Origin of the sequence: Streptomyces sp. R35 (genome assembly GCF_041053035.1) — a bacterium.
GTDB lineage: Bacteria > Actinomycetota > Actinomycetes > Streptomycetales > Streptomycetaceae > Streptomyces > Streptomyces lutosisoli.
On record NZ_CP163440.1, the window covers coordinates 5,824,162 to 5,844,248 of the forward strand.

Annotated in this window: 14 protein-coding genes and 1 tRNA gene; 5 read left to right on the forward strand and 10 right to left on the reverse strand. The window is 69.9% G+C overall.

Going from position 1 to position 20,087, the window contains the following annotated elements; translation table 11 throughout:
* Positions 1-174: 174 nt before the first annotated feature.
* From AB5J50_RS26660 to AB5J50_RS26670, 3 genes are all read left to right on the forward strand, one after another.
* On the forward strand, positions 175-705 hold the full coding sequence (locus AB5J50_RS26660; RefSeq protein ID WP_369260802.1) for a SigE family RNA polymerase sigma factor: 531 nt from the start codon (positions 175-177) through the stop codon (positions 703-705).
* A complete protein-coding gene (locus AB5J50_RS26665) occupies positions 702-1,484 on the forward strand; it encodes a hypothetical protein (protein WP_369260803.1) in 783 nt (260 codons plus the stop codon). Before AB5J50_RS26660 ends, AB5J50_RS26665 begins: the two co-directional genes overlap by 4 nt.
* A gap of 143 nt (positions 1,485-1,627) precedes the next feature.
* The gene (locus AB5J50_RS26670; RefSeq protein ID WP_369260804.1) at positions 1,628-4,099 is read left to right on the forward strand and encodes a non-reducing end alpha-L-arabinofuranosidase family hydrolase; all 2,472 of its coding nucleotides are present in this window, start codon (positions 1,628-1,630) and stop codon (positions 4,097-4,099) included.
* 220 nt (positions 4,100-4,319) lie between these two features.
* Here the strand turns inward: AB5J50_RS26670 and AB5J50_RS26675 are convergent, their stop codons facing one another.
* Together AB5J50_RS26675 and AB5J50_RS26680 are read right to left on the reverse strand one after the other, a co-directional pair.
* Positions 4,320-6,167 carry an RICIN domain-containing protein gene (locus AB5J50_RS26675; RefSeq protein ID WP_369260805.1) on the reverse strand — a complete coding sequence of 616 codons (1,848 nt, stop codon included), beginning with the start codon at positions 6,165-6,167 and terminating at the stop codon, positions 4,320-4,322.
* A gap of 545 nt (positions 6,168-6,712) precedes the next feature.
* Positions 6,713-6,786, reverse strand: a tRNA-Gly gene (locus AB5J50_RS26680).
* A gap of 580 nt (positions 6,787-7,366) precedes the next feature.
* Here AB5J50_RS26680 and dcd point away from each other — a divergent pair.
* Both dcd and AB5J50_RS26690 read left to right on the forward strand, forming a co-directional pair.
* Positions 7,367-7,942 (forward strand): dCTP deaminase, encoded by a 576-nt coding sequence (gene dcd / locus AB5J50_RS26685; protein WP_010985889.1) that lies wholly within the window; start codon positions 7,367-7,369, stop codon positions 7,940-7,942.
* A 10-nt stretch (positions 7,943-7,952) separates the two neighbouring features.
* Positions 7,953-8,450, forward strand: a complete 498-nt coding sequence (locus AB5J50_RS26690; RefSeq protein WP_369265520.1) for a phosphoribosyltransferase — start codon at positions 7,953-7,955, stop codon at positions 8,448-8,450.
* Positions 8,451-8,517: 67 nt separating this feature from the next.
* On the opposite strand, the gene AB5J50_RS26695 is transcribed toward AB5J50_RS26690, so the two are convergent.
* The 8 genes from AB5J50_RS26695 to AB5J50_RS26730 all read right to left on the reverse strand — a co-directional run bounded on the left by AB5J50_RS26695 (position 8,518) and on the right by AB5J50_RS26730 (position 20,051).
* Positions 8,518-9,534 (reverse strand): Yip1 family protein, encoded by a 1,017-nt coding sequence (locus AB5J50_RS26695; protein ID WP_369260806.1) that lies wholly within the window; start codon positions 9,532-9,534, stop codon positions 8,518-8,520.
* A 110-nt stretch (positions 9,535-9,644) separates the two neighbouring features.
* Positions 9,645-11,090 carry an FG-GAP and VCBS repeat-containing protein gene (locus AB5J50_RS26700; protein ID WP_369260807.1) on the reverse strand — a complete coding sequence of 482 codons (1,446 nt, stop codon included), beginning with the start codon at positions 11,088-11,090 and terminating at the stop codon, positions 9,645-9,647.
* 64 nt (positions 11,091-11,154) lie between these two features.
* Positions 11,155-12,597, reverse strand: coding sequence for an FG-GAP-like repeat-containing protein (locus AB5J50_RS26705; protein ID WP_369260808.1), 1,443 nt, complete (start codon positions 12,595-12,597; stop codon positions 11,155-11,157).
* Between the two features lie 32 nt (positions 12,598-12,629).
* Positions 12,630-14,066 carry an FG-GAP-like repeat-containing protein gene (locus AB5J50_RS26710; protein WP_369260809.1) on the reverse strand — a complete coding sequence of 479 codons (1,437 nt, stop codon included), beginning with the start codon at positions 14,064-14,066 and terminating at the stop codon, positions 12,630-12,632.
* A gap of 76 nt (positions 14,067-14,142) precedes the next feature.
* The gene (locus AB5J50_RS26715; protein ID WP_369260810.1) at positions 14,143-15,510 is read right to left on the reverse strand and encodes an FG-GAP and VCBS repeat-containing protein; all 1,368 of its coding nucleotides are present in this window, start codon (positions 15,508-15,510) and stop codon (positions 14,143-14,145) included.
* A 17-nt stretch (positions 15,511-15,527) separates the two neighbouring features.
* On the reverse strand, positions 15,528-16,889 hold the full coding sequence (locus AB5J50_RS26720; protein WP_369260811.1) for an FG-GAP and VCBS repeat-containing protein: 1,362 nt from the start codon (positions 16,887-16,889) through the stop codon (positions 15,528-15,530).
* An 89-nt stretch (positions 16,890-16,978) separates the two neighbouring features.
* Positions 16,979-18,463: an FG-GAP and VCBS repeat-containing protein gene (locus AB5J50_RS26725; protein WP_369260812.1), complete on the reverse strand. Its 1,485-nt coding sequence runs from the start codon at positions 18,461-18,463 to the stop codon at positions 16,979-16,981.
* A 247-nt stretch (positions 18,464-18,710) separates the two neighbouring features.
* On the reverse strand, positions 18,711-20,051 hold the full coding sequence (locus tag AB5J50_RS26730) for an FG-GAP repeat domain-containing protein (protein WP_369260813.1): 1,341 nt from the start codon (positions 20,049-20,051) through the stop codon (positions 18,711-18,713).
* Between the last annotated feature and the right edge of the window lie 36 nt (positions 20,052-20,087).

Below are 20,087 nucleotides of genomic sequence, written 5' to 3' on the forward strand. Positions count from 1 at the left end.
GCCGACGGGCGTCCAGTTCGCCCGGCATTGACCAGCCCGCCGGACAGCCTTCACCGGTCCGCAACCGAGCACGACCGCCGTTCGAATCCCGGGCCGGGCACTGTTAGGCTGCGCCCCCTGTTGTTAAATATGCAACTAACGTGCACATCATCGCCAGGAGAGGGCGACGGAGGGATGCTCCTCGACGACGCGTCCGCGGAGTTCCACGAATTCTTCGAACGCCACTATGCCGAACTCGCCCGTCTGGCACACCTCCTGACCGGCGAGACCGACGCGGCGGACGACCTCGCGGCGGATGCCCTGGTCGCCCTGTGGCAGCGCTGGGACCGGTTGCGGCAGGCCGACCACCCGCTCGCCTACGCCCGCGGTGTGGTGGCCAACCTGGCGCGGGGACGGATCCGCAGCGCGGTGCGCGAGCGACTCCGGATCACGCTGTTCTGGTCCCGCAGCCCCGAGAAGGTGGAGGGGCCGGACATGGCGGCCGTGCTGGACGTCCGCGCGGCGCTCGCCCGGCTGCCCTTCCGCAAGCGCGCCTGCGTGGTGCTGCGGCACGCCTTCGACCTGTCGGAGAAGGACACGGCGGCAGCGCTGGGCATATCGGTCGGCACGGTGAAGAGCCAGACCTCGAAGGGGATGGCCGAGCTGGAAAGGATACTGGGCGCACGAGCGGCCGGGAACCTGGTGGCAGGGAGGAGGAACCGGTGAACGACGAGATCGCTCGTCAGCTGCGCGAGGCCGCCGAGGCCCACCGGCCCGACCGCGCGCGGATGCTGGCCCGGGTGCAACGCGGCATGGCCGGCCCCGCCGTCCGTCACCGCGCGCGGCCGTTCGCGAGGTCCGGGACCAGGGTCGCGCTCGCCGGGCTCGCCGCCACCGGCATGCTGGCGACCGGCGGCCTCGCCGTCGCCGCCATCGTCGCGCACTCGTCGCCGTCGGCCACCGTGACCACGCCTGCCACCCCGTCCCCGACCGTCAGCTCCCCGCACCCGACATCGGGCCGCCCCACCCCTGTTGCGCCGGCCCCGGCCACCCCGGGCAGGGCGCGCCCGACTCCGCCGGCCACGAGTCCATCGCCGACCGCCGGCGAGAGCCAGAACGGGCCGCTGTGGTCGGCCGGCTCGTTGGACCCGGGCAGCACCGTCTACTGGACGCAGAGCAACCTCGCCCTCAAGACGACCCGGCCCCTCACCTCGCTCACGGTCGAGATCCGGATCGCGCAGACCGGCGGGGTGAAGAACACCGGCACCTGGCAGACCCTGCCGAGTGGTGACTTCACCGTCACCGTCCAGGAGGCCGGCGGCGCGCTGGTCTACCGCTGGGTCCTCAAGCCGGGCCTGACCGTGCCGGCCGCGAGCTATGAGTTTGCCGCCCAGTTCAACAACGGCACCGGCGTGCGCCGTGCCTCAGGCGACGCCTACCGCGTCGACGCGCAGGGCTCGGCCGGCTCCGCGTCTGTCCGGGGAGGATTCGTCCCGACCCGGTGAACGCCAGCAGGTCGCCGTGGAACTGGGTGGGGACGGTGACAGCGGCCGTGAAAACTCTTCCCTCGATCGCGGCAACCTTTGTGTGCGTGGCGGCAACTGGCAGGTAACCGGGGCCGGATCAAGGCCCGCTGTGCCAGAAGGACATGCCGTTGTCAGATCAGAACCGCTCTCATCGCCGCCGGCCGGCTACCCGCCGCGTGCTCGCCGCCGCCGTGGTCCTCGCCGCCGCGGGTGCCGCCGTACCGCTGGTCGCGCTGGCCGCACGCACGCCGGAGGCCCGCACACCGACCCTGGCCGCCGCGGCGGCCGGCAGCGGCCGCTACTTCGGCACGGCAGTGTCCTCGGGCAGGCTCGGCGACTCGACGTACTCCACCATTCTCGACCGGGAGTTCGACATGATCACCCCGGAGAACGAGATGAAGTGGGACACCGTCGAACCCTCCCGCGGGAACTTCAACTTCAGCCCGGCCGACTCGATCGTGGGCCACGCCGCCGCGCACGGCCAGCGCATGCGCGGCCACACCCTGGTGTGGCACTCCCAACTGCCCGGCTGGGTCAAGTCCATCACCGACGCCAACACCCTGCGCAGTGTGATGGACAACCACATCACCACCGAGATGACCCACTACAAGGGCAAGATCTACGCCTGGGACGTGGTCAACGAGGCGTTCGCCGACGGCGGCAGCGGTCAGCACCGCAGCTCGGTCTTCCAGGACGTGCTGGGCAACGGCTTCATCGAGGAAGCCTTCCGCACGGCCCGGAACGCCGACCCCTCCGCCAAGCTCTGCTACAACGACTACAACATCGAGAACTGGACCGACGCCAAGACGCAGGGCGTCTACGCGATGGTCAAGGACTTCAAGTCCCGCGGTGTGCCCATCGACTGCGTCGGCTTCCAGAGCCACTTCGGCGCCGGCGGCCCGCCGGCCAGCTTCCAGACCACGCTGTCCAAGTTCGCCGCGCTCGGCGTGGACGTACAGATCACCGAACTCGACATCGCCCAGGCGTCCGCCACCGCGTACGCCAACACCGTGCAGGACTGCCTCAACGTCGCTCGCTGCACCGGCATCACGGTGTGGGGCATCCGCGACAGCGACTCCTGGCGCACCGGTGAGAACCCGCTGCTGTTCGACAACAGTGGTAACAAGAAGCCCGCCTACGACGCGGTACTCACCACCCTGGGCGGCAGCAGCGGCGGGGGCACGGCGGGCGGCGGTACGACGGCCGGGGACATCACCTCCGGCACCGTCTACACGCTCTCCAACGCGGCCGCCGGACGCGTTCTCGACGAGCCCGCGGGATACAACGGCAACGGCACCCCGCTCCAGGCGTGGGACGCCAGCGGTGCCGCCAACCAGCAGTGGCGGGCCACCAAGAACGGCGACGGCTCCTACACGCTGACCAGCATCGCCAGCGGCCGGGTCCTGGACGAGCCGGGCAACCAGACCGGCAACGGTACGAAGACGCAGGTCTGGGACTCCAACGGCGGCGCCAACCAGCACTGGAAGGCCGCCCGGAACAGCGACGGCTCCTACACCCTGACGAATGTCGCCAGCGGCCGAGCCCTGGAGACCCCCGGCGGCAAGACCGCCAACGGCACTCCCGTCCAGATCTGGGACTCCAACGGCGGCGGCGCCAACCAGCACTGGAACTTCAGGACGTCGACGCCGACCCCGACAACGCCCACGGGGACGGGCGCCACGTGTGCTCTTCCGTCGACGTACCGGTGGAGCTCGACCGGCCCGCTGGCGCAGCCGGCGAACGGGTGGGACGCGGTGAAGGACTTCACCACCGTGACGTACAACGGCAAGCACCTGGTCTACGCGTCGAGCGTGTCGGGATCGTCGTACGGCTCGATGATGTTCAAGCCCTTCACGAACTGGGCGGACATGGCGTCGGCCGGCCAGACCGGCATGAGCCAGAAAGCGGTGGCGCCCACACTGTTCTACTTCGCGCCCAAGAACATCTGGGTGCTGGCGTCCCAGTGGGGCGCGTCGCCCTTCGTCTACCGCACGTCGAGCGACCCCACCAACCCCAACGGCTGGTCCGCGCCGCAGCCGCTGTTCACCGGCAGCATCCCCCGCACCGAATCCGCCACCGGCCCGATCGACCAGACCCTGATCGCCGACGGCCAGAACATGTACCTGTTCTTCGCCGGCGACAACGGCAAGATCTACCGGGCGAGCATGCCGATCGGGAACTTCCCGGGCAACTTCGGCTCGTCGTACACGACGGTCATGAGCGATTCGACGAAGAACCTGTTCGAGGCGCCGCAGGTCTACAAGGTCCAGGGCCAGAACCAGTACCTCATGATCGTCGAGGCTCGGGGTGCGAACGAGCAGCGCTACTTCCGCTCGTTCACCGCCTCCAGCCTGAGTGGTTCCTGGACCCCGCAGGCCGCCGGCGAGAGCAACCCCTTCGCGGGCAAGGCCAACAGCGGTGCCACCTGGACCAACGACATCAGCCACGGCGACCTGGTCCGCACCAACCCCGACCAGACCATGACCATCGACCCCTGCCACCTGCAGTTCCTGTACCAGGGCAAGTCCCCCACGGCGACCGGCCCCTACGACCGACTGCCGTGGCGGCCGGGCGTCCTCACCCTGCAGCGCTGACCGCTGCTCACCGCCTCGTCGAGGAACCCCAGCCGTACGCCGGCTGGGGTTCCCGTCGTTTGGGGACCGGACGGAGGCTCGGCGAGGCCTGTCGGGCTGATGGGTGGGCTCCTGGTCCTGCGCGGGTGGGCGTGGGCGCCGGCCGGAGAAGTCCGCAGCCCCGCGAAGACGACGAAATGCGCCCCCATCGAAGAGATGGGGGCGCATTCGTCGGCTTCGCCTACTTGAGCGGCGTGCCGCCCGAGTTGTGGTACGCGATCGTCTTGTTGATCAGGTTTCCGCCGTCGGTCTCGACCGAGGTCTGTTCCTGCTGCCCTGGACCGAAGAACAGGCCGGCGACATGGGCGTTCGCCACCTGGTCCATGTGTGCGAAGAACCAGTCGACCTTGTCGTCCTTGTAATGGTTGAGGGTGTTGTTCTGCGCCATGTTGCCCACGGGGATCTGCCACAGGACGACCGGCTTGCCCACGGACTCGGACATCGTCTTGTAGAACTGCAGCGCGGCGGCGGCCTTCTGGTCGTTCCAGAAGTGGTCACTGCCGCCGTGGGCCGGCTGTGCGTACCAGCCCGCGTCGCGGTCCGAGACATCGGTGGCCAGGAAGTCGGCGTTCTTCGCCCCGAAGCTCTCGTAGGACTTGACGCAGGCCTGCGTGTTGGTCTGCCAGTCGAAGCAGGAGAGGTGCATCCCCGCCTCGGCGTTCGGCGCGTACTTGTGCGCCATCGAGATCAGGCACTGGGCGAGCCCGGTGGCGCTGTTCTCCTGCGATCCGCAGTCCGTCGGATTCGCGCTCTTCACCTGTGCGGGAACCTGGTGCGGATCGCCGAGCGAGCGGACGTAGCCCCAGAAGTCGGGCTCGAGGTCGATCGCGGCCTGCGTCTTGCCGATCTTCTGGAGGAAGAAGCGGTAGTCGTTCAGGTAGCGGGTGAGCAGGTCGGTCCGGTTGATGGCCTTGACCTCACCCGGACCGTCGCCCTCGCCCGCCGCATCGCCGAGGTCGCGCAACGAGTACCAGGTCCACAGCATCTTCTGCGGACGCGAGCTGCCCTTGTACGTCGCCTGGGACACCACGTCGTCCCGCCAGGTCACGTACGTGCCGGGCGCCGTGGTGCTGCCGTTCCAGCAGCCCCACCAACCCGACCAGTCGTCGTGGCACTTCGCTGCCGTGTAGTAGTCCGACGAGGGCGCGGGCTGGCTGTGCACATAGGCGTACCGCACGTCGAACGGCGCGGCGGCCGCCGAGGCGTCGGACATCGAGCCGCCGATGAGCACCGTGCTGCTGCCCATGAAACGCTTCGTCGAGCTGCCGCCACCGGCCACGGGAGACGGCGTCGACGACGGGTGCGAGCTGCTCGGAGCCGGGCTGGTGGGAACGCTGCCGCTCGGCGGGGTGGGCGTACCGGAGCTGCCGACGCTCCCGGCCGGGACGAGTTGCCACTGCTGATCGGCGCCGCCCCGGTCGCGGTTCTGGACGACACCGCTCCCGTTGGCTTTGGCGGCGTTGTGGACATCGACGGCCATGCCACTGAAGCGATTGACCAAACGCACGTAGCCGTCCGGCGACTTGGCCAGTTTGAACTGCTGGTTGGTGCCGTTCAGGTCTTTCCACTGCACGAGGGCGGAGCCGGCGGTCTTCGACCAGCCGAGGTCGTCCAGCACCTTGCCGGAGTTCCGGTTCTGCAGCCGGTAGTACCCGTCACCCGAGTCGATGAACCGCCACTGCTGGTTGGCGCCGCCGTGACGGCTCCACTGCACCACCGCCGCGCCGTCGTTCTTGGCGGAGGCGCGGTCGTCCAGCACCTTGCCGCTGTTGCGGTTGACCAGCACGTACCACTTCTTCAGATCCAGGCTTTTTTGCTGCGCCGAAGCCTGGTTGACCACAACGGCCGAGCCGGCCACGACCACCATGGCGAGACCCGCCCACAGACCCCGACGCGCGAGCAACCGACGGCCACGATGCTTCGGGCGATCACCGCGCGCGCCGCCGTCGGCACGGTGACCGCCGACGCGGGACGCCACCGATGACGTGGGTGGGCCGGGGACATGTCTGTGCTCTCGTTCCAGGGCCATGCCTTTGCTCTCTTTCAGCCGTTGCATCTGACCGGACCACTTGGCCGGACGACACTGAGTGGTCACAGAGGCCGCAAAGGTTGCCGCGAAGATCCACAGATTTTTTTCGCCTTGACCGCTTCCCGTTCGCCGCGGAGCACGGCACGGCTAACGCCGGCGGCGGCGAACGCCTGATGGCTGGTCGGGGAAGGTGCGGGACGGCAGCGAGATCCCGACCCGGCAAGGCCGCTCCGAGCGCCTCGCCGACCTTGCGGCAGGGCGTTCCCGTGCTGCCCTTCCACACCCCTGTGGATGACCCACTCCGGCAGGGGGCTCGCCGATCCAGCAGCCTGTGGGCCCTGAGCGAGATCGGGTCCGATGCGCTTGCGGACCACCTGGCCGCCCAACGAGAAGCCCACCATCCTGGACCCCACCCGTGACCGCCGGCATCTCCGACACCCTCGCCCTGGGCATCCTGTGCGAGGGGTACGGCATGTACTGGAAACGCGACCGCTGATCACCCCACACAGCAAAAAGGCCCGGGTCTCTGACCTGGGCCTTAATCGTGGAGCGGGTGACGAGAATCGAACTCGCACTCTCAGCTTGGGAAGCTGATGTTCTACCACTAAACTACACCCGCGTAAGACGCCGACCGAGCCGGTGTCGAATGCTCGCTCACTCTACCGCATGCCTGGCCCCCGGCGTCGAAGCCATGGGGCCCGGTTGCGTTTCGGGGGGTGGATGCGGCTGCGGGGGGCCGGAGTTGGGGCGTACGGTGGGGGCCTGGAAGAGGGTCTGGGCGGGACCGGAGTGCCGCCTGGAGGGCCATCCCTTTGATCCCGTAATGTGGCTTTCGTCGTCAGTCAGACGCGGCTCTTGGGGAAGGGACTCTGAGGACTTGATGGAGCGCACCGTCGTCCGTTGTGCCGAGGGGCACGTGTTCAGCACCGCTTCGTTCCCGATGCAGCAGGCCGAGCGGCTCGGTCCTGGTCGGCTGCTCCGGTGTCCGCGGTGTGCGCGGCTCCGGAACGTCGTTCCGGTGGAGTTGGAAAAGCGGTAAGAGCGGTAATGAGCGGTGAAGGACCGTAACGAGCAGTAGCTGAACGAAGCGGTAACCAGCGGTATCGAGAAGTACCAGCGACAAGCGGTACCGCGAAGGGTGCAGGCGCGCGGGACGTCACGATTGTGGTCGGTCCGCGCGCCTTGCGTATCCTCAGGGCGTGCTTCTCTCAGACAAGGACATCCGGGCCGAGATCGACGCCGGGCGGGTCCGGATCGATCCCTACGACGAATCCATGGTGCAGCCGTCGAGCATCGACGTGCGGCTCGACCGCTACTTCCGGGTGTTCGAGAACCACCGTTACCCCCACATCGACCCGTCGGTCGAGCAGGCGGATCTGACGCGGCTCGTCGAGCCGGAGGGTGATGAGCCGTTCATCCTCCACCCCGGGGAGTTCGTGCTCGCCTCGACGTATGAGGTCATCTCGCTCCCTGACGATCTTGCCTCGCGGCTCGAAGGGAAGAGCTCGCTCGGGCGGCTCGGGCTGGTCACGCACTCCACCGCCGGGTTCATCGACCCCGGGTTCTCCGGGCACGTCACCCTTGAGCTGTCCAACCTCGCGACCCTCCCCATCAAGCTCTGGCCGGGCATGAAGATCGGGCAGCTGTGCATGTTCCGGCTCAGCTCGCCGGCCGAGTTCCCGTACGGCAGCGACCGGTACGGGTCCCGCTACCAGGGCCAGCGCGGGCCGACCGCCTCGCGGTCCTTCCTCAACTTCCATCGGACCCAGGTGTGAGGGCGTGAGCATGTCCGAAGCGCGCGAGAACCTCACGTACGAAGGGTTCGGCGGTGCCATCCGCGAGCTCGCCCAGACCATCGCCGACGACGGGTATGAGCCCGACATCGTGCTCTCCATCGCCCGTGGCGGGGTGTTCGTCGCGGGCGGGCTGGCTTACGCCCTCGACTGCAAGAACATCCACCTCGTGAACGTGGAGTTCTATACGGGGGTGGGGACGACCTTGGAGATGCCGGTCATGCTCGCTCCCGTCCCCAACGCCATCGACTTCTCCGACAAGAAGGTGCTCATCACCGATGATGTCGCCGACACCGGGAAGACCCTGAAGCTCGTCCACGACTTCTGCGTCGGTGCCGTCGCCGAGGTCCGCAGCGCCGTGATCTATGAGAAGTCCCACTCCCTCGTGAAGTGTGAGTACGTGTGGAAGCGGACCGATGAGTGGATCAACTTCCCGTGGAGTGTGGAACCGCCGGTCGTGAAGAGGGCCGGGCAGGTTCTCGACGCCTGAGCGCAGAACGCGTACGAAGAAAGGGGCGCCCCGTGCCTTACAGCACCGGGCGCCCCTTTCGCGCGTACTAGAACGTGCCCAGCTTCACGATCGACAGGATCGCGATCAGCTGGATCGCCGACGCGCCCAGCGCCTTCGGCCACGGGAGGTCGTGGGACTTGCTGACCATGAGGGTCAGCAGGGCGCCCGCCGCGACCCAGGTCGCCCAGCCCAGGAGCTGGACGAAGGACGCGTTGCCGCCGAAGAACATGGCGACGACCAGGCGCGGGGCGTCCGTGAGCGACATGATCAGCATGGAGAGGCCGACCGTGGGCTGCCAGGCGCCGTCGCCGCCGAGCTGGCGGGCCAGGGTGTGGGTGACCACGCCCAGGATGAAGGTGCTGATGACGATCGCCACGGCGGTGGTGAGGACGATCGGTACGGCGTTGGAGAGGGTGGCGTTGATGGCGTCCGAGCGGGCGCCGTCGAAGCCGAAGACCGCCAGCAGGCCGTAGACGAACGTCACGACGAGCGCCGGGGCCCACATCGTGTAGTCGCGCATCTGGAGGAAGGTCTGGTTGGGGGACATCACGATGCCCCTCAGCAGGTCCTTCCAGTGCAGACGCGGGCCGACGGGCGGGGCCGCGGCCTGGCCGGCGCGGTAGGTCTCGCCCTGGCTGTAGGGGTCCTCGCCGATAGAGAACGCCTGGGTGTGGCCGGGGCTGTTCGCCGCGTACGGGTCCGGGCCCTGCTGCGGGTGCCCGTCACCGAAGTACTCCGGCTCGCCCTGGCCACCGCCGGACTGCGGCCAGCCGCCGCCCTGCTGTCCGCCGCCGTAGGGCTGGGAGCCGTATGGCTGCTGCCCGCCGTACGGCTGCTGCTGCGGAGGCGCGGGCGGGTAGCCGTACGGCTGCTGCTGGCCTCCCTGGGGGGCCTGCTGTCCGTACGACGGTCGGTGTTGTTGCGGTCGCGCTTGCGGGGGGCGATTGTCCCGGCCGCCGCGTCCGATCCTGAATCCAGCCACGTCATCGAACGTACCTGGTCCCGCTGAGTGACGTGCCGGGCCCGGGGCTACGGGCCCGGCATTGGGGCCGACCTGTGACATCCCCTAAGGCATCCCCTAAGGGGGGACGGGGGGAGGAGTTTCCGGGGTTTTCTCCTGGGTCAGCGGAGCACCTGAGTCACCGGAGCACCGGGGCTACCGGAGCACCGGGGTCACCGGAGCATCTTCCAGCCGAAGCCCGGGTACCCGGACGTCGAGACGCCCGCGGCCGAGGGACCGAAGCTGACCGCGTTCGTCGTGGTGATGCCGGACGTCGCGCCGCGCAGGCTCCACAGGGCGCCGTCCCCGCTGTTCTCGCCGTTGGCGCCGATGGACAGGTCCGCGTGGCCGTCGCCGTTGAGGTCGGTGAGGCTCACCGCCGAACCGAAGTAGTCGTACGCCTCGGCGTAGCCGGGGACTCCGGCCGTGTTCTGGGAGAAGAGCTGGCTGCCGGAGGTGGACAGGCCGGTCGGCGCGCCGCGCAGCACGGTGACGGTGCCGGTGTTGTCGATGGTGCCGATTTCCTCGTAGAACGCGGAGACAGCCGCGTCCGCGTATCCGTCGCCGTCGATGTCGCCGAGGGAGACGGCCCACCCGAAGAGGTCGCCCGACTCGTCCGTTCCGGGCACGCCCGGGGTGTCCTGGCCGACGGTCTGTGTCGGCTCGGCGTCGACGCCCGTGGGTCCCCCGGGGTGTGTGCTGACGGAACCGCCGAGGTGTCCTACGGTGTCGCCCAAGTCGCTGGTGACGATGTCGTCGTAGCCGTCGCCGTTGATGTCACCGATGGCTGCGTGTCTGCTTTCCTCCTTCAGTACGCCCTGGTAGGCGAGGCCGGAGGATGAGCCCAGGTACACCAACGTGCCGAAGTAGGCGGTGCTCTCGCCGGTGTAGATGCCGGAGACGGTCAGGTCGTCGGTGCCGTCGCCGTTCACGTCGCCGGAGGCGAGGTAGCTGGCGCCCGCTCCCGCGACGTTGGCTCTGACGGGCGCGGTGACCTTGTACTTCGACGCCGCGCCGGAGGCCTTGGTGAAGCCGCCCTTGTGGATCCAGACGTCATTGCCGTTGCTGCCGATCGCGAGGTCGGCCTTGCCGTCGCCGGTGAAGTCGCCGACGGCGAGGGACGCCCCGAATTCGTCGTGGGCCGTGGGGGCGGGATCCGGGACGGTCCGTCCGCCGGAGAGGCCGTTCGCGCCGCCCCAGACGATCACGGCCGTACCGCCGTTGGCGTCGTCGCCGACCTTCTCGCCGTGGGCGCCGATCACGAGGTCGGCGTACCCGTCGTTGTTGAGGTCGCCGGAGGCGAGTGCACTGCCGAAGTAGTCGTTGTTCTCGGCCGTGCCGGGGATACCGCTGGTGTTCTGGGTGAGGACCGTGCGGCGGGAAGCCTTGATCCCGGACGCCGAGCCGTAGTTGACGACCACGGCGCCCGCGTAGGTCGCGCCGCCCACGGTGGCGGTGGGCGCGCTGGTCACCAGGTCGTGGTACCCGTCGCCGTTGAAGTCGTCGGCGTACTTGGCGGGGGCGGCGCCCGCCGGAGCGGCGGTGGCCAGGGTGAGCAGGCCGCCGGTGAGGGCCACCGCCGTCGCGGTGGCCAGGGTGGCGCGGAGGGGGTGTCTCATGCGCGTGTGGTTCCTTCCTGGGACAAGGGCGTCAGCGGAGCGTCGAGGAGCATCGACAGGGGGGTCAGTGGAGCATCGCGAACCCGAGCCTCGGGTAGCCCGATGTCGAGACGCCCGCCGACGACGGGCCGAAGGAGACCGCGTTCGTCGTGGTGATGCCGGAGGACGCGCCGCGCAGGGTCCACAGGGCGCCGTCCGCGTTGTTCTCGCCGTCGGCGCCGATGGAGAGGTCCGCGTGGCCGTCGCCGTTGAGGTCGGCGAGGTGGACCGCCTTGCCGAACTGGTCGGTCTTCTCGGCGGTGCCGGGGACGCCGGCGGTGTCCTGGGTGAAGGCCTTGGCGTTGGAGGTGGACAGGCCGGTCGACGAGCCGCGCAGCACCGTGACGCTTCCGGCGAGCACCGCGGAGCCGATGTCCTCGTAGAGCGCCCCTACGGCCACGTCGTCGCGGCCGTCGCCGTCGACGTCGCCGATGGAGAGGGACGAGCCGAACCAGTCGGAGTCCTCGGCCGTTCCCGGAACTCCGGCAGTGTCCTGGTCGATCGTCTGGCGCGGGGTGGTGGCGATGCCGTTCGGGCCGCCCAGGTAGGTGTTGATGGAGCCGCCGTCGCCCTCCCGGTAGGCGTTCGGGGCCGCGCTCGACACCACGTCGTCGTAGCCGTCGCCGTTGAGGTCGCCCACGGCCGCCAGCTCCCAGGCGTGGTTGTTCAGGACCGTCTGGAAGGCGAGCCCGGTGGAGGAGCCCAGGTACACCAGGGTGCCGTCGGTGTACGTCGACGCGTCGGGGTTGTACGTGCCGCTGACCGCCAGGTCGTCGGTGCCGTCGCCGTTGATGTCGCCGGCGCTCAGGGACTGGGCGCCGTAGACGCCGTTGCCGGGCTCCAGGTCCGTGGCCAGCTCGTAGCGGGACGCGGCGCCGGAGGCCTTCGTGTAGCCGCCCCGGTGGATCCAGATGTCCTTGCCCGTGCTGCCGACCGCGAGATCCGCCTTGCCGTCGCCGCTGAAGTCGCCGACGGCGAGGGACATGCCGTACAGGTCGTGGGCCGAGGGGGCGGGATCGGGGACCGCCTGGCCGCCGGAGAGGCCGCCGGAGCCGCCCCAGATGATCACGGCCGTACCGCCGTCGGTGTCGCTGCCGACGTCCTCCTTCGCGGCGCCGACCACGAGATCGGCGTACCCGTCGCGGTTGAGGTCGCCGGAGGCGAGTGCGGTGCCGAACTCGTCCTCCTTCTCGGCCGTGCCCGGGACACCGGTGGAGTTCTGCGTGATGACCGTACGGCGGGAGGCCTTGATCCCGGACGCCGAGCCGTAGTTGACGACCACGGCGCCCGCGTAGGCGTTGCCGCCGACGGTGGCGTAGGGCGCGGCGGTCACCAGGTCGCGGTAGCCGTCCCCGTTGAAGTCGTCGGCGTACTTGGCGGGGGCGGCGGAGGCCGGGGTGGTCAGGGTGAGGGGGGTGAGGCCCGCCGCCACGAGGGCGGCGAGCGCCACCGAAGTGCGCTTACGCATAGAGGAGTTCTCCGTCCAGTACGTGAGGGAGGTCAGCCCGCGAAGACGTTGCCGAAGTACGCGAGGCCCGAAGGGCCGCCCAGCGTCACGCCGTTGAAGGACTTGGAGCCGGTCGCGGTGGTGCCGGAGGTGGTGGACTTGAAGAGCCAGACGGCGCCGGCGCCGTCGTTCTCTCCCATCGCGCCGACCGTCAGTTCGGCGCGGCCGTCGGCGTTGGCGTCCGTCAGGAACACCGCGTCGCCGAAGTAGTCCTCGGACTCGGCGGTGCCGGGGACGTTCGCGGTGTCCTGCGAGTAGGACTTGGAGTTGGTGCCGGTCAGGCCGGAGGCGGAGCCGCGCAGGACCGTGACCTGGCCGGCGTGCGTCTTCGTGCCGAGGGTCTCGCTGTTGGAGCCGATCACGACGTCGGCGTAACCGTCGCCGTTGGTGTCGCCGGACGACAGGCTCCAGCCGAAGCCGTCCCACTTCTCGCCGGTGCCGGGGACGCCGGTGGTGTCCTGGGTGATACGGACGGGCGTACGGGTGCTGAGGCCGCCGGACGCCCCGTACGTCACCGTGACCGCGCCGCCCAGGCCGCCGTTGGGCTCGGTCGTCGACTTCTCCATGAAGTTGCCGGTGACGATGTCGCCGTAGCCGTCCTTGTCGACGTCGGCGATGGTGGCCGCGTAGCCGCCCGCGAGCTTCTTGCTGTACTTCGGGCCGGTGGCCGAGCCGAGGTAGAGGGCGCTGCGGGTGGCGTAGTCGCCGCTGCTGGTCTCCTGCTGGCCCATGACCAGGAGGTCGGTCTTGCCGTCGCCGTTGACCTCGCCGGCGACCAGGCCGTCCGGGTAGATGGTCGTCTGGTCGATGGTGTCGACGCCGACGAGTGAAGTCGCCTTGCCCGTACGGGAGATGGGGCCGCGGAAGATGTTCAGGGCGGGCGTGGAGTTGTTGGCGGCGGCCAGGTCGGTGTGGCCGTCGCCGTCGAAGTCGCCGGCCGCGATCTGCCAGCCGAGCTCGTTGCGGTACTCCGGCAGCGGCGAGGAGATGTCGGTGCCGGACTTCACGCCGTCCGTGCCGCCCCACAGCACCGTCAGCGTGCCGTACGAGTCGGTGGAGCCGATCTTCTCGCTGTGGACGCCGACGACGATGTCGGTGTAGCCGTCACCGTCCATGTCGCCCGTGGTCAGCCGGTCGCCGAAGTAGTCGCCCGACTCCGGGGTGCCGGGGATGCCGTCCGTGGCCTGACTGATGATCTGCCGCTTGGAGGTGTCGAGGCCGCTCGCGGTGCCGTAGACCACGGCGACGTAACCGGCGCCGGACTTGCCGCCGATCTTGGCTATGGGCGCGGCGATCGCGAGGTCGCGGTAGCCGTCGCCGTTGAAGTCGCCGGACAGGCCCGAGGGCGCGGCGGCGGCCGTGGTGGCGGGCAGGGCGGTGAGCAGGCCGGTCGTCAGGGTCGCGGCCAGGAGGAGGGTGCGCTTGCGCATGCCAAGTCCGTTCGGAGAAGCGAGAAACAGGAAGTGAGGGGGTGTCAGGCAAAAGTGCGGGGGTGTCAGGGCAAGGTCAGTCGAGGAAGTTGGCGCCGAACTCCGGCAGTTCGACCCGTCCGGTCGCTGTCGGCACGGTGCTTGTGCCGCGCAGCAGTACGCCCTCGCCGCTGGTGCCGGCCGCCAGGTCGGCCTTGCCGTCGCCATTGAGATCGCGCAGCCGGAGCGCGAAGCCGAAGATGGTGTTCGCGTCGGCGGGGCCGGTGACGGTCTGCGGGATCCAGGAGGAGCGGGTGCCGGTCAGGCCGCCGGAGCCGCCGCGGAAGAGCTGGATGCCGCCCTGGTCCGCCATGCCGTTCACGTCCTCGTGGGGCACGCCGACCGCGAGGTCCGCGTAGCCGTCGCCGTTGGTGTCGGCGGCCGAGACGGCGTAACCGAAGTTGTCGTCGGGCTCGCGGCTGCCGGAGACGCCCGTGCTGTCCTGCGTGAACGTCTCTGAGGTGGTGGGGCCGGAGGACGTGCCGTGCCAGACGGTCACCGCGCCCCGGCCCTTGTACGAGTCGGGCAGCCCGATCGCGATGTCGCCGTAGCCGTCCTTGTCGAAGTCGCCGACGGTGGCGTTCGGGCCGAGCCCGCCGTGCCAGATGCTCAGGGTCGTGGTGGGGCCCGGCGTCAGACCGGAGGCGGAGCCCTTGAGGAACCAGGCGCGCAGCTGCACGTCACCGGCGTAGGGCTGCTCGCCCAGGATCACCAGGTCGGTCTTTCCGTCGCCGTTGACCTTGCCGGCCGCGAGGCGGCTGGAGGTCCAGCTGCCGTCCGCGTTGTCGATCTTGCTGACGGTGCCGGTGGAGCCGGACTTCGTGAACGGGCCGCGGTACAGCCAGGTCTCCCCGCCGCCGATCACCGCGAGGTCGGGCGAGCCGTCCCCGGTGAAGTCGCCGGTGGCGAGGTCGGCGCCGAACTGGTGGCCGGCGCCGGTCTTCGGGGTGAGGTTGGTGCCGCCGGACAGGCCGGAGCGGGAGCCCCAGACGATGGTGACCGTGCCGCGGTGGTCCGTGAGGCCCACCTTCTCGGACTGGTTGCCGACGACGAGGTCGGCGTACCCGTCCTTGTTCAGGTCGGCGCCGGCGAGCGACTCGCCGAACATGTCGTCCTCCTCGCCCGTGCCCGGGATGCCCGCGCTGTCCTGGTGGACGACCTGGGGGTGCGCGGTGTCGAGGCCGCTCGCGGTGCCGTAGACGACGGTGACGGCGCCGCCCTTCCACCCGTCGGTGCCGGAGATGCTCGTGTAGTAGTTGCCGTACGCGAGGTCGCGGTAGCCGTCGCCGTTGAAGTCGTCGTAGTGCTTCGCGACGGCGGCGGACGCCGGAGCGCTCAGGACGAGCGGGGTGAGGCCCGCCGCGAGCAAGGAGGCGGCGAGGGCCGCGGAGGTGCGTCTGCGCATGGGGTGGTCTCCGGTGGTCAGCCGACCAGGGTCGTGCCCAGGGTCGGGTCGGATGCGGTGGAGATCGAGAAGCTGCTGGGCCCGTAGGAGGCCGCGCCGGACGTGGTGATGCCGGTGGCGGAGCCCTTGAGGAAGGTGACGAGGCCGGCGCCGCTGTTCTCGCCGTCCGCACCGGCGAGCAGGTCGGCCTTGCCGTCGCCCGTGACGTCGGTCAGCAGGACGGACGTACCGAAGAAGTCGTTGTACTCGGCGGAGCCGGGGACGCCAGGGCTGTCCTGGGTCAGCGTCACGGGGGAGGCGAGGCCGTCGGCGCTGCCGTAGTGGAGGAGGACCGCGCCGTTGACGGTGGTGATGCTGGACTCCTCCGGGTAGCCGAGGGCCAGGTCGAGATAGCCGTCGCCGTTGATGTCGCCGAGGGAGGGGCGGCCGGAGTTGGCGAGGGTGGCCTTGGTGCCGACTCCCGAGGAGGTGCCGTACGAGATGACGGCCGCGCCCGGAGCCCCGTCGCCGCCGGTCGCGGTCTCCGTCTCGCCGGTGACGATGTCGCCGTAGCCGTCCTTGTTCAGGTCGCCGATGGCCAGTTGCCAGCCGTACGGAAGCTCTGTCTTCTTCGTCGGGGCCGAACTCGTGCCGAAGTAGAGGTAGTTGTGGTCGAGGTAGGTCTCGGAGGCGATCTTGGTGTGGCCGCCGAGGATCAGATCGGCCTTCGCGTCCGTGTTGACCTTGCCCGCCGTCAGGCGCCGTACGCCCGCGCTGCCGGTCCACGACGTGGTGTAGGTGATCTTCGAACCGGTCGAACCGGCCTTCGTGAAGCCGCCCTTGACGATCCACTGCGTGGTGCCGGTCGCGCCGACGGCGAGGTCGGCCTTGCCGTCGCCGGTGAAGTCGCCGACGGCCAGCGCCTGGCCCCAGCGGTCGTGCTTCGTCGGTGCCGGGTCCGCCACGGTCGTGGCGCCCTTCAGACCGGTGGAGGAGCCCCAGACGATGACGACGGTGCCGCCGTTCACGTCGTCGCCGACCTGCTCGTACGGGGTGCCGACCACGAGGTCGCTGTAACCGTCGTTGTTGAGGTCGCCGACGGCCGCCGCGTCGCCGAAGTAGTCGTAGAGCTCGGCCGTGCCGGGGACACCGGAGGTGTTCTGGTTGACGGACGTCTTGCGGCCGACACCGCTCGACGAGCCGTACGCGATACCGACCGAGCCCGCCCCCTCCTCACCGCCGGCGGTGGCGTTGGGGGCCGGGGCGGCGGCGTCCTGGTAACCGTCGCCGTTGAAGTCGCCGACCAGGCCGGAGGGCGCGGCGGCGGCCGTGGTGGCGGGCAGGGCGGTGAGCAGGCCGGTCGTCAGGGTCGCGGCCAGCAGGAGGGTGCGCTTGCGCAAGGCGGGGGCTCCAGGGAGGGGGGAAGCCGGGCCCGTGGTGCACGGGCCCGGCGAATGCACAAGAAACGGCACGGAACGGGACGGAACGGCTAGTCGGCGAAGAGGGCGCCGAACTGCGGCGTACCCGACGTCGAGACGCCCGAGGTGCTCGGCGAGATGGTGCGCGAGCCGGTCGTGGTGATCGTCGTGCCGTTGGAGGGCAGGTAGGTCACGGCCCCGTTGGCGCTGTTCTCGTACGAGCCCACGACCAGGTCGGCCTTGCCGTCGCCGGTGACGTCGTCGAGCTTCACGTCGGCGCCGAAGAGGTCGCTCTTCTCGTCGTTGCCGGGGACGCCCGCCGTGCTCTGGGCGAAGGACTGGACTCCGGAGGAGACCTTGACGCCGCTCGCGGAGCCGTACAGGACGGTGACCATACCGGCGTTGCTGACGCCGTCGATGTCCTCGTCGGGAGCGCTGACGACGAGGTCCTGGTAGCCGTCGCCGTTGATGTCGCCCAGGTCCAGGTCCCAGCCGAAGGCGTCGCCCTTCTCCGAGGTGCCGGGCACGCTGCCGGTGTTCTGGGTGATGCCGGAGGTCGAGGCCGGGCCGGACGCGGAGCCGTAGGTGATGTTCACCTTGCCGCCGTTGGCCGCGTCCGGGACGGGCGTGCCGTCGGAGGTGGTGGCGTCCCAGCCGGCGCCGCTGACGATGTCGCCGAAGCCGTCGCCGTTGATGTCGCCGATACCGGTGACGATGCCGGGCTTCAGGGCCTGCGCGGACGCGACGCTGAGGCCGTTGGCCGTGCCGGGCACGTAGTAGTTGGTGTTCCAGCCGTAGCTGGTCTGGGTCTCGTAGCCGTCGACGATCAGGTCGGTGCGGCCGTCGCCGTTCACGTCACCGGCGGTCAGGCTCATCGGCCCGTACGGGTAGTCGTTGGTGCCCGACTCGATCGGGGGCTTGAGGGTCGAGCGGCCGCCCGGCGTACCGCTGGTGCTGAAGCCGCCCTTGTAGACGTAGAGGGTGGCGGCCGAGCTGCCGACGACCAGGTCGGCCTTGCCGTCGCCGTCGAAGTCGCCGGCGGCCAGGTCCTTGCCCCAGTAGTCGTGCGAGGAGCCGGCCGGGTCAGGGACGTCGATGCTCTTGCCGGTGAGGCCGCTGGCCGAGCCCCAGAGGATGGCGAGGGCGCCGCCGTTGGTGTCGGTGCCGACCTTCTCGGACGGGGAGCCCACGGCGAGGTCGTCGTACCCGTCGCCGTTGAAGTCGGCGTACGCCGTCTCGGCGCCGAAGTAGTCGCCGGCCTCGGCGGTGCCCGGGACGCCGGTGGTGTTCTGGCTGATCGTGGAGCGCTTGGCGGACGATACGCCGGTGCTGGTGCCGTAGAGCGCGACGACCTGACCGGCGTTGGCGTGGCCGCTGACATAGGCGCCCGGCGCCGAGGCGACGACGTCACCGATGCCGTCGCCGTTGAAGTCGGCCTTCGCCGTCTTGAAGGAGTCGGCGGCGGTCGCGGTGGCTGCCGTGAACGTGAGCAGTCCGCCCGTCAGCGCGGCAGCGGTGGCCGTCGCGAGGGCGAGTCGCAAGTGCTTCTTGTGCATGCGGGGTTCTCCTGCGGCATGCGGGGATGTCTGGCGGACATCCACAGTCAATGGGGTGGCGACTGCCCGCGTTTGCCTGGAGTTGTCCGAGGGTTCGCGGGGCGGTCGGCTAACAGGAGACCCTCGGTGGGGGACGAGGGTTGTACGTGAGTTCGGTAAATTTTTGCGGCTGGTGGGGTCAGTGGGATGGGTGAGTCCGGTGGGGTCTGGTGCCGGGTTCGCACCAGGCCCGGTGCGGGCTCCTGCCTTACCGGGCCAGGAACTCCGCACTGGAGAAGGTGACCGTCGGCTTCTGCGCGACCAGGCCCTTCGCCGCCCCCGGGTACAGGGCGACCGTGTCCCGCGTCTCTCCCCGGTACGTCCGCACCACCAGGTCCGCCCGCCCGTCGCCGGTGAAGTCGCCCACGCTCAGTACCCGGGTGGTGCCCCGGGCGGGCGGCTTCACGGTCACCATGCCCTTCGCGGACAGTCCGGTCGTACGACCTCGGAGCACACGCAACTCCGTACCGCTGGAGACGAGTTCGCTGAGGCCGTCCCCGTCGAAGTCGCCGGCGTCGAGCACCGAGCCCGGGGTGGAGACGCTGCCGCGGGCGGTGCCGGGGAGGTCGTAGCGCAGAGACGTTCCGCCCATCGAGCCGATCGCCGCGTCGAGGGCCTTGCCCTTGCCGAAGCGGCCGAAGGCGACGTCGATGCCGGTCGGCAGGGTGGTGCCGGTGCGGGTGGGGCCGGCCGGGCCGCCGAGGACGACGGCGGAGGGGGCGGTGCCGTCCGCCGCCGTACGGACGAGGAGGTCGTCGTAGCCGTCGCGGTTCACGTCGACGGCGGGCTCGGTCGGCACGTTGCCCGGGGAGACGAGCGGCTTGCCCGCCGCGCGCGGGGTGCCCTTGCGGCTGAACGGGCCGCGCAGATAGCTGAGTTCGCCGTTGGAGGCGTGCACGACGAGGTCGTTCGCGCCGTTGCCGTCGAAGTCGCCGCAGACCGGCTGGTCCGGCCAGTCGTTGCCGAAACGTGCCTGCGCGGGGATGGTGAGCTTCACCGCCCTGCCGGTCAGACCGGCGGGCGAGCCGAAGAGGATCTGGAGCGGGACGGGCGGCTGCCCCTGCCCGTCGTACGGCGGATCGGTCGACACGACGAGATCGGTGAAGCCGTCCTTGTCGAGGTCGCAGCTCGCCTCCGCGTCGAAGACCGCCGGGAGTTGGCCCTTTGTGGGCGCCGCCTGCTTCGCCGGGCTGAGCAACTGCCGTGCGCCGGGGGCGAGTCCGTGGGCCGTCCCCGTCCCGTAGACGATGCCGATGCCCGCGTCGTCGCTGTGACTCTGGTCCTTCACGAGGTCGTTGAGGACGAGATCACGGTGGCCGTCGCCGTTGAAGTCGTCCTGGGTCTTGCTGCCCTTGCCGTGCGGGACGGGGAGGTGGGCGGGGGCCTTGGCGACCTGTGCGGGGGTGTGCCGGGTGGCTCCGGCGTCGGTGCTGGGGCCGCAGGCGGCGAGCAGCAGGAGGAGGCAGCCGAACGCCGTTGCTGCCGCCGCCGACGCCGGAGTCGCCGTACGTATTCCGCTCCCGCGCCTGCTTCTTCGCCCGCGCACCATTCACCCCGACCGCACCGTCGACAACAACCTGCACAT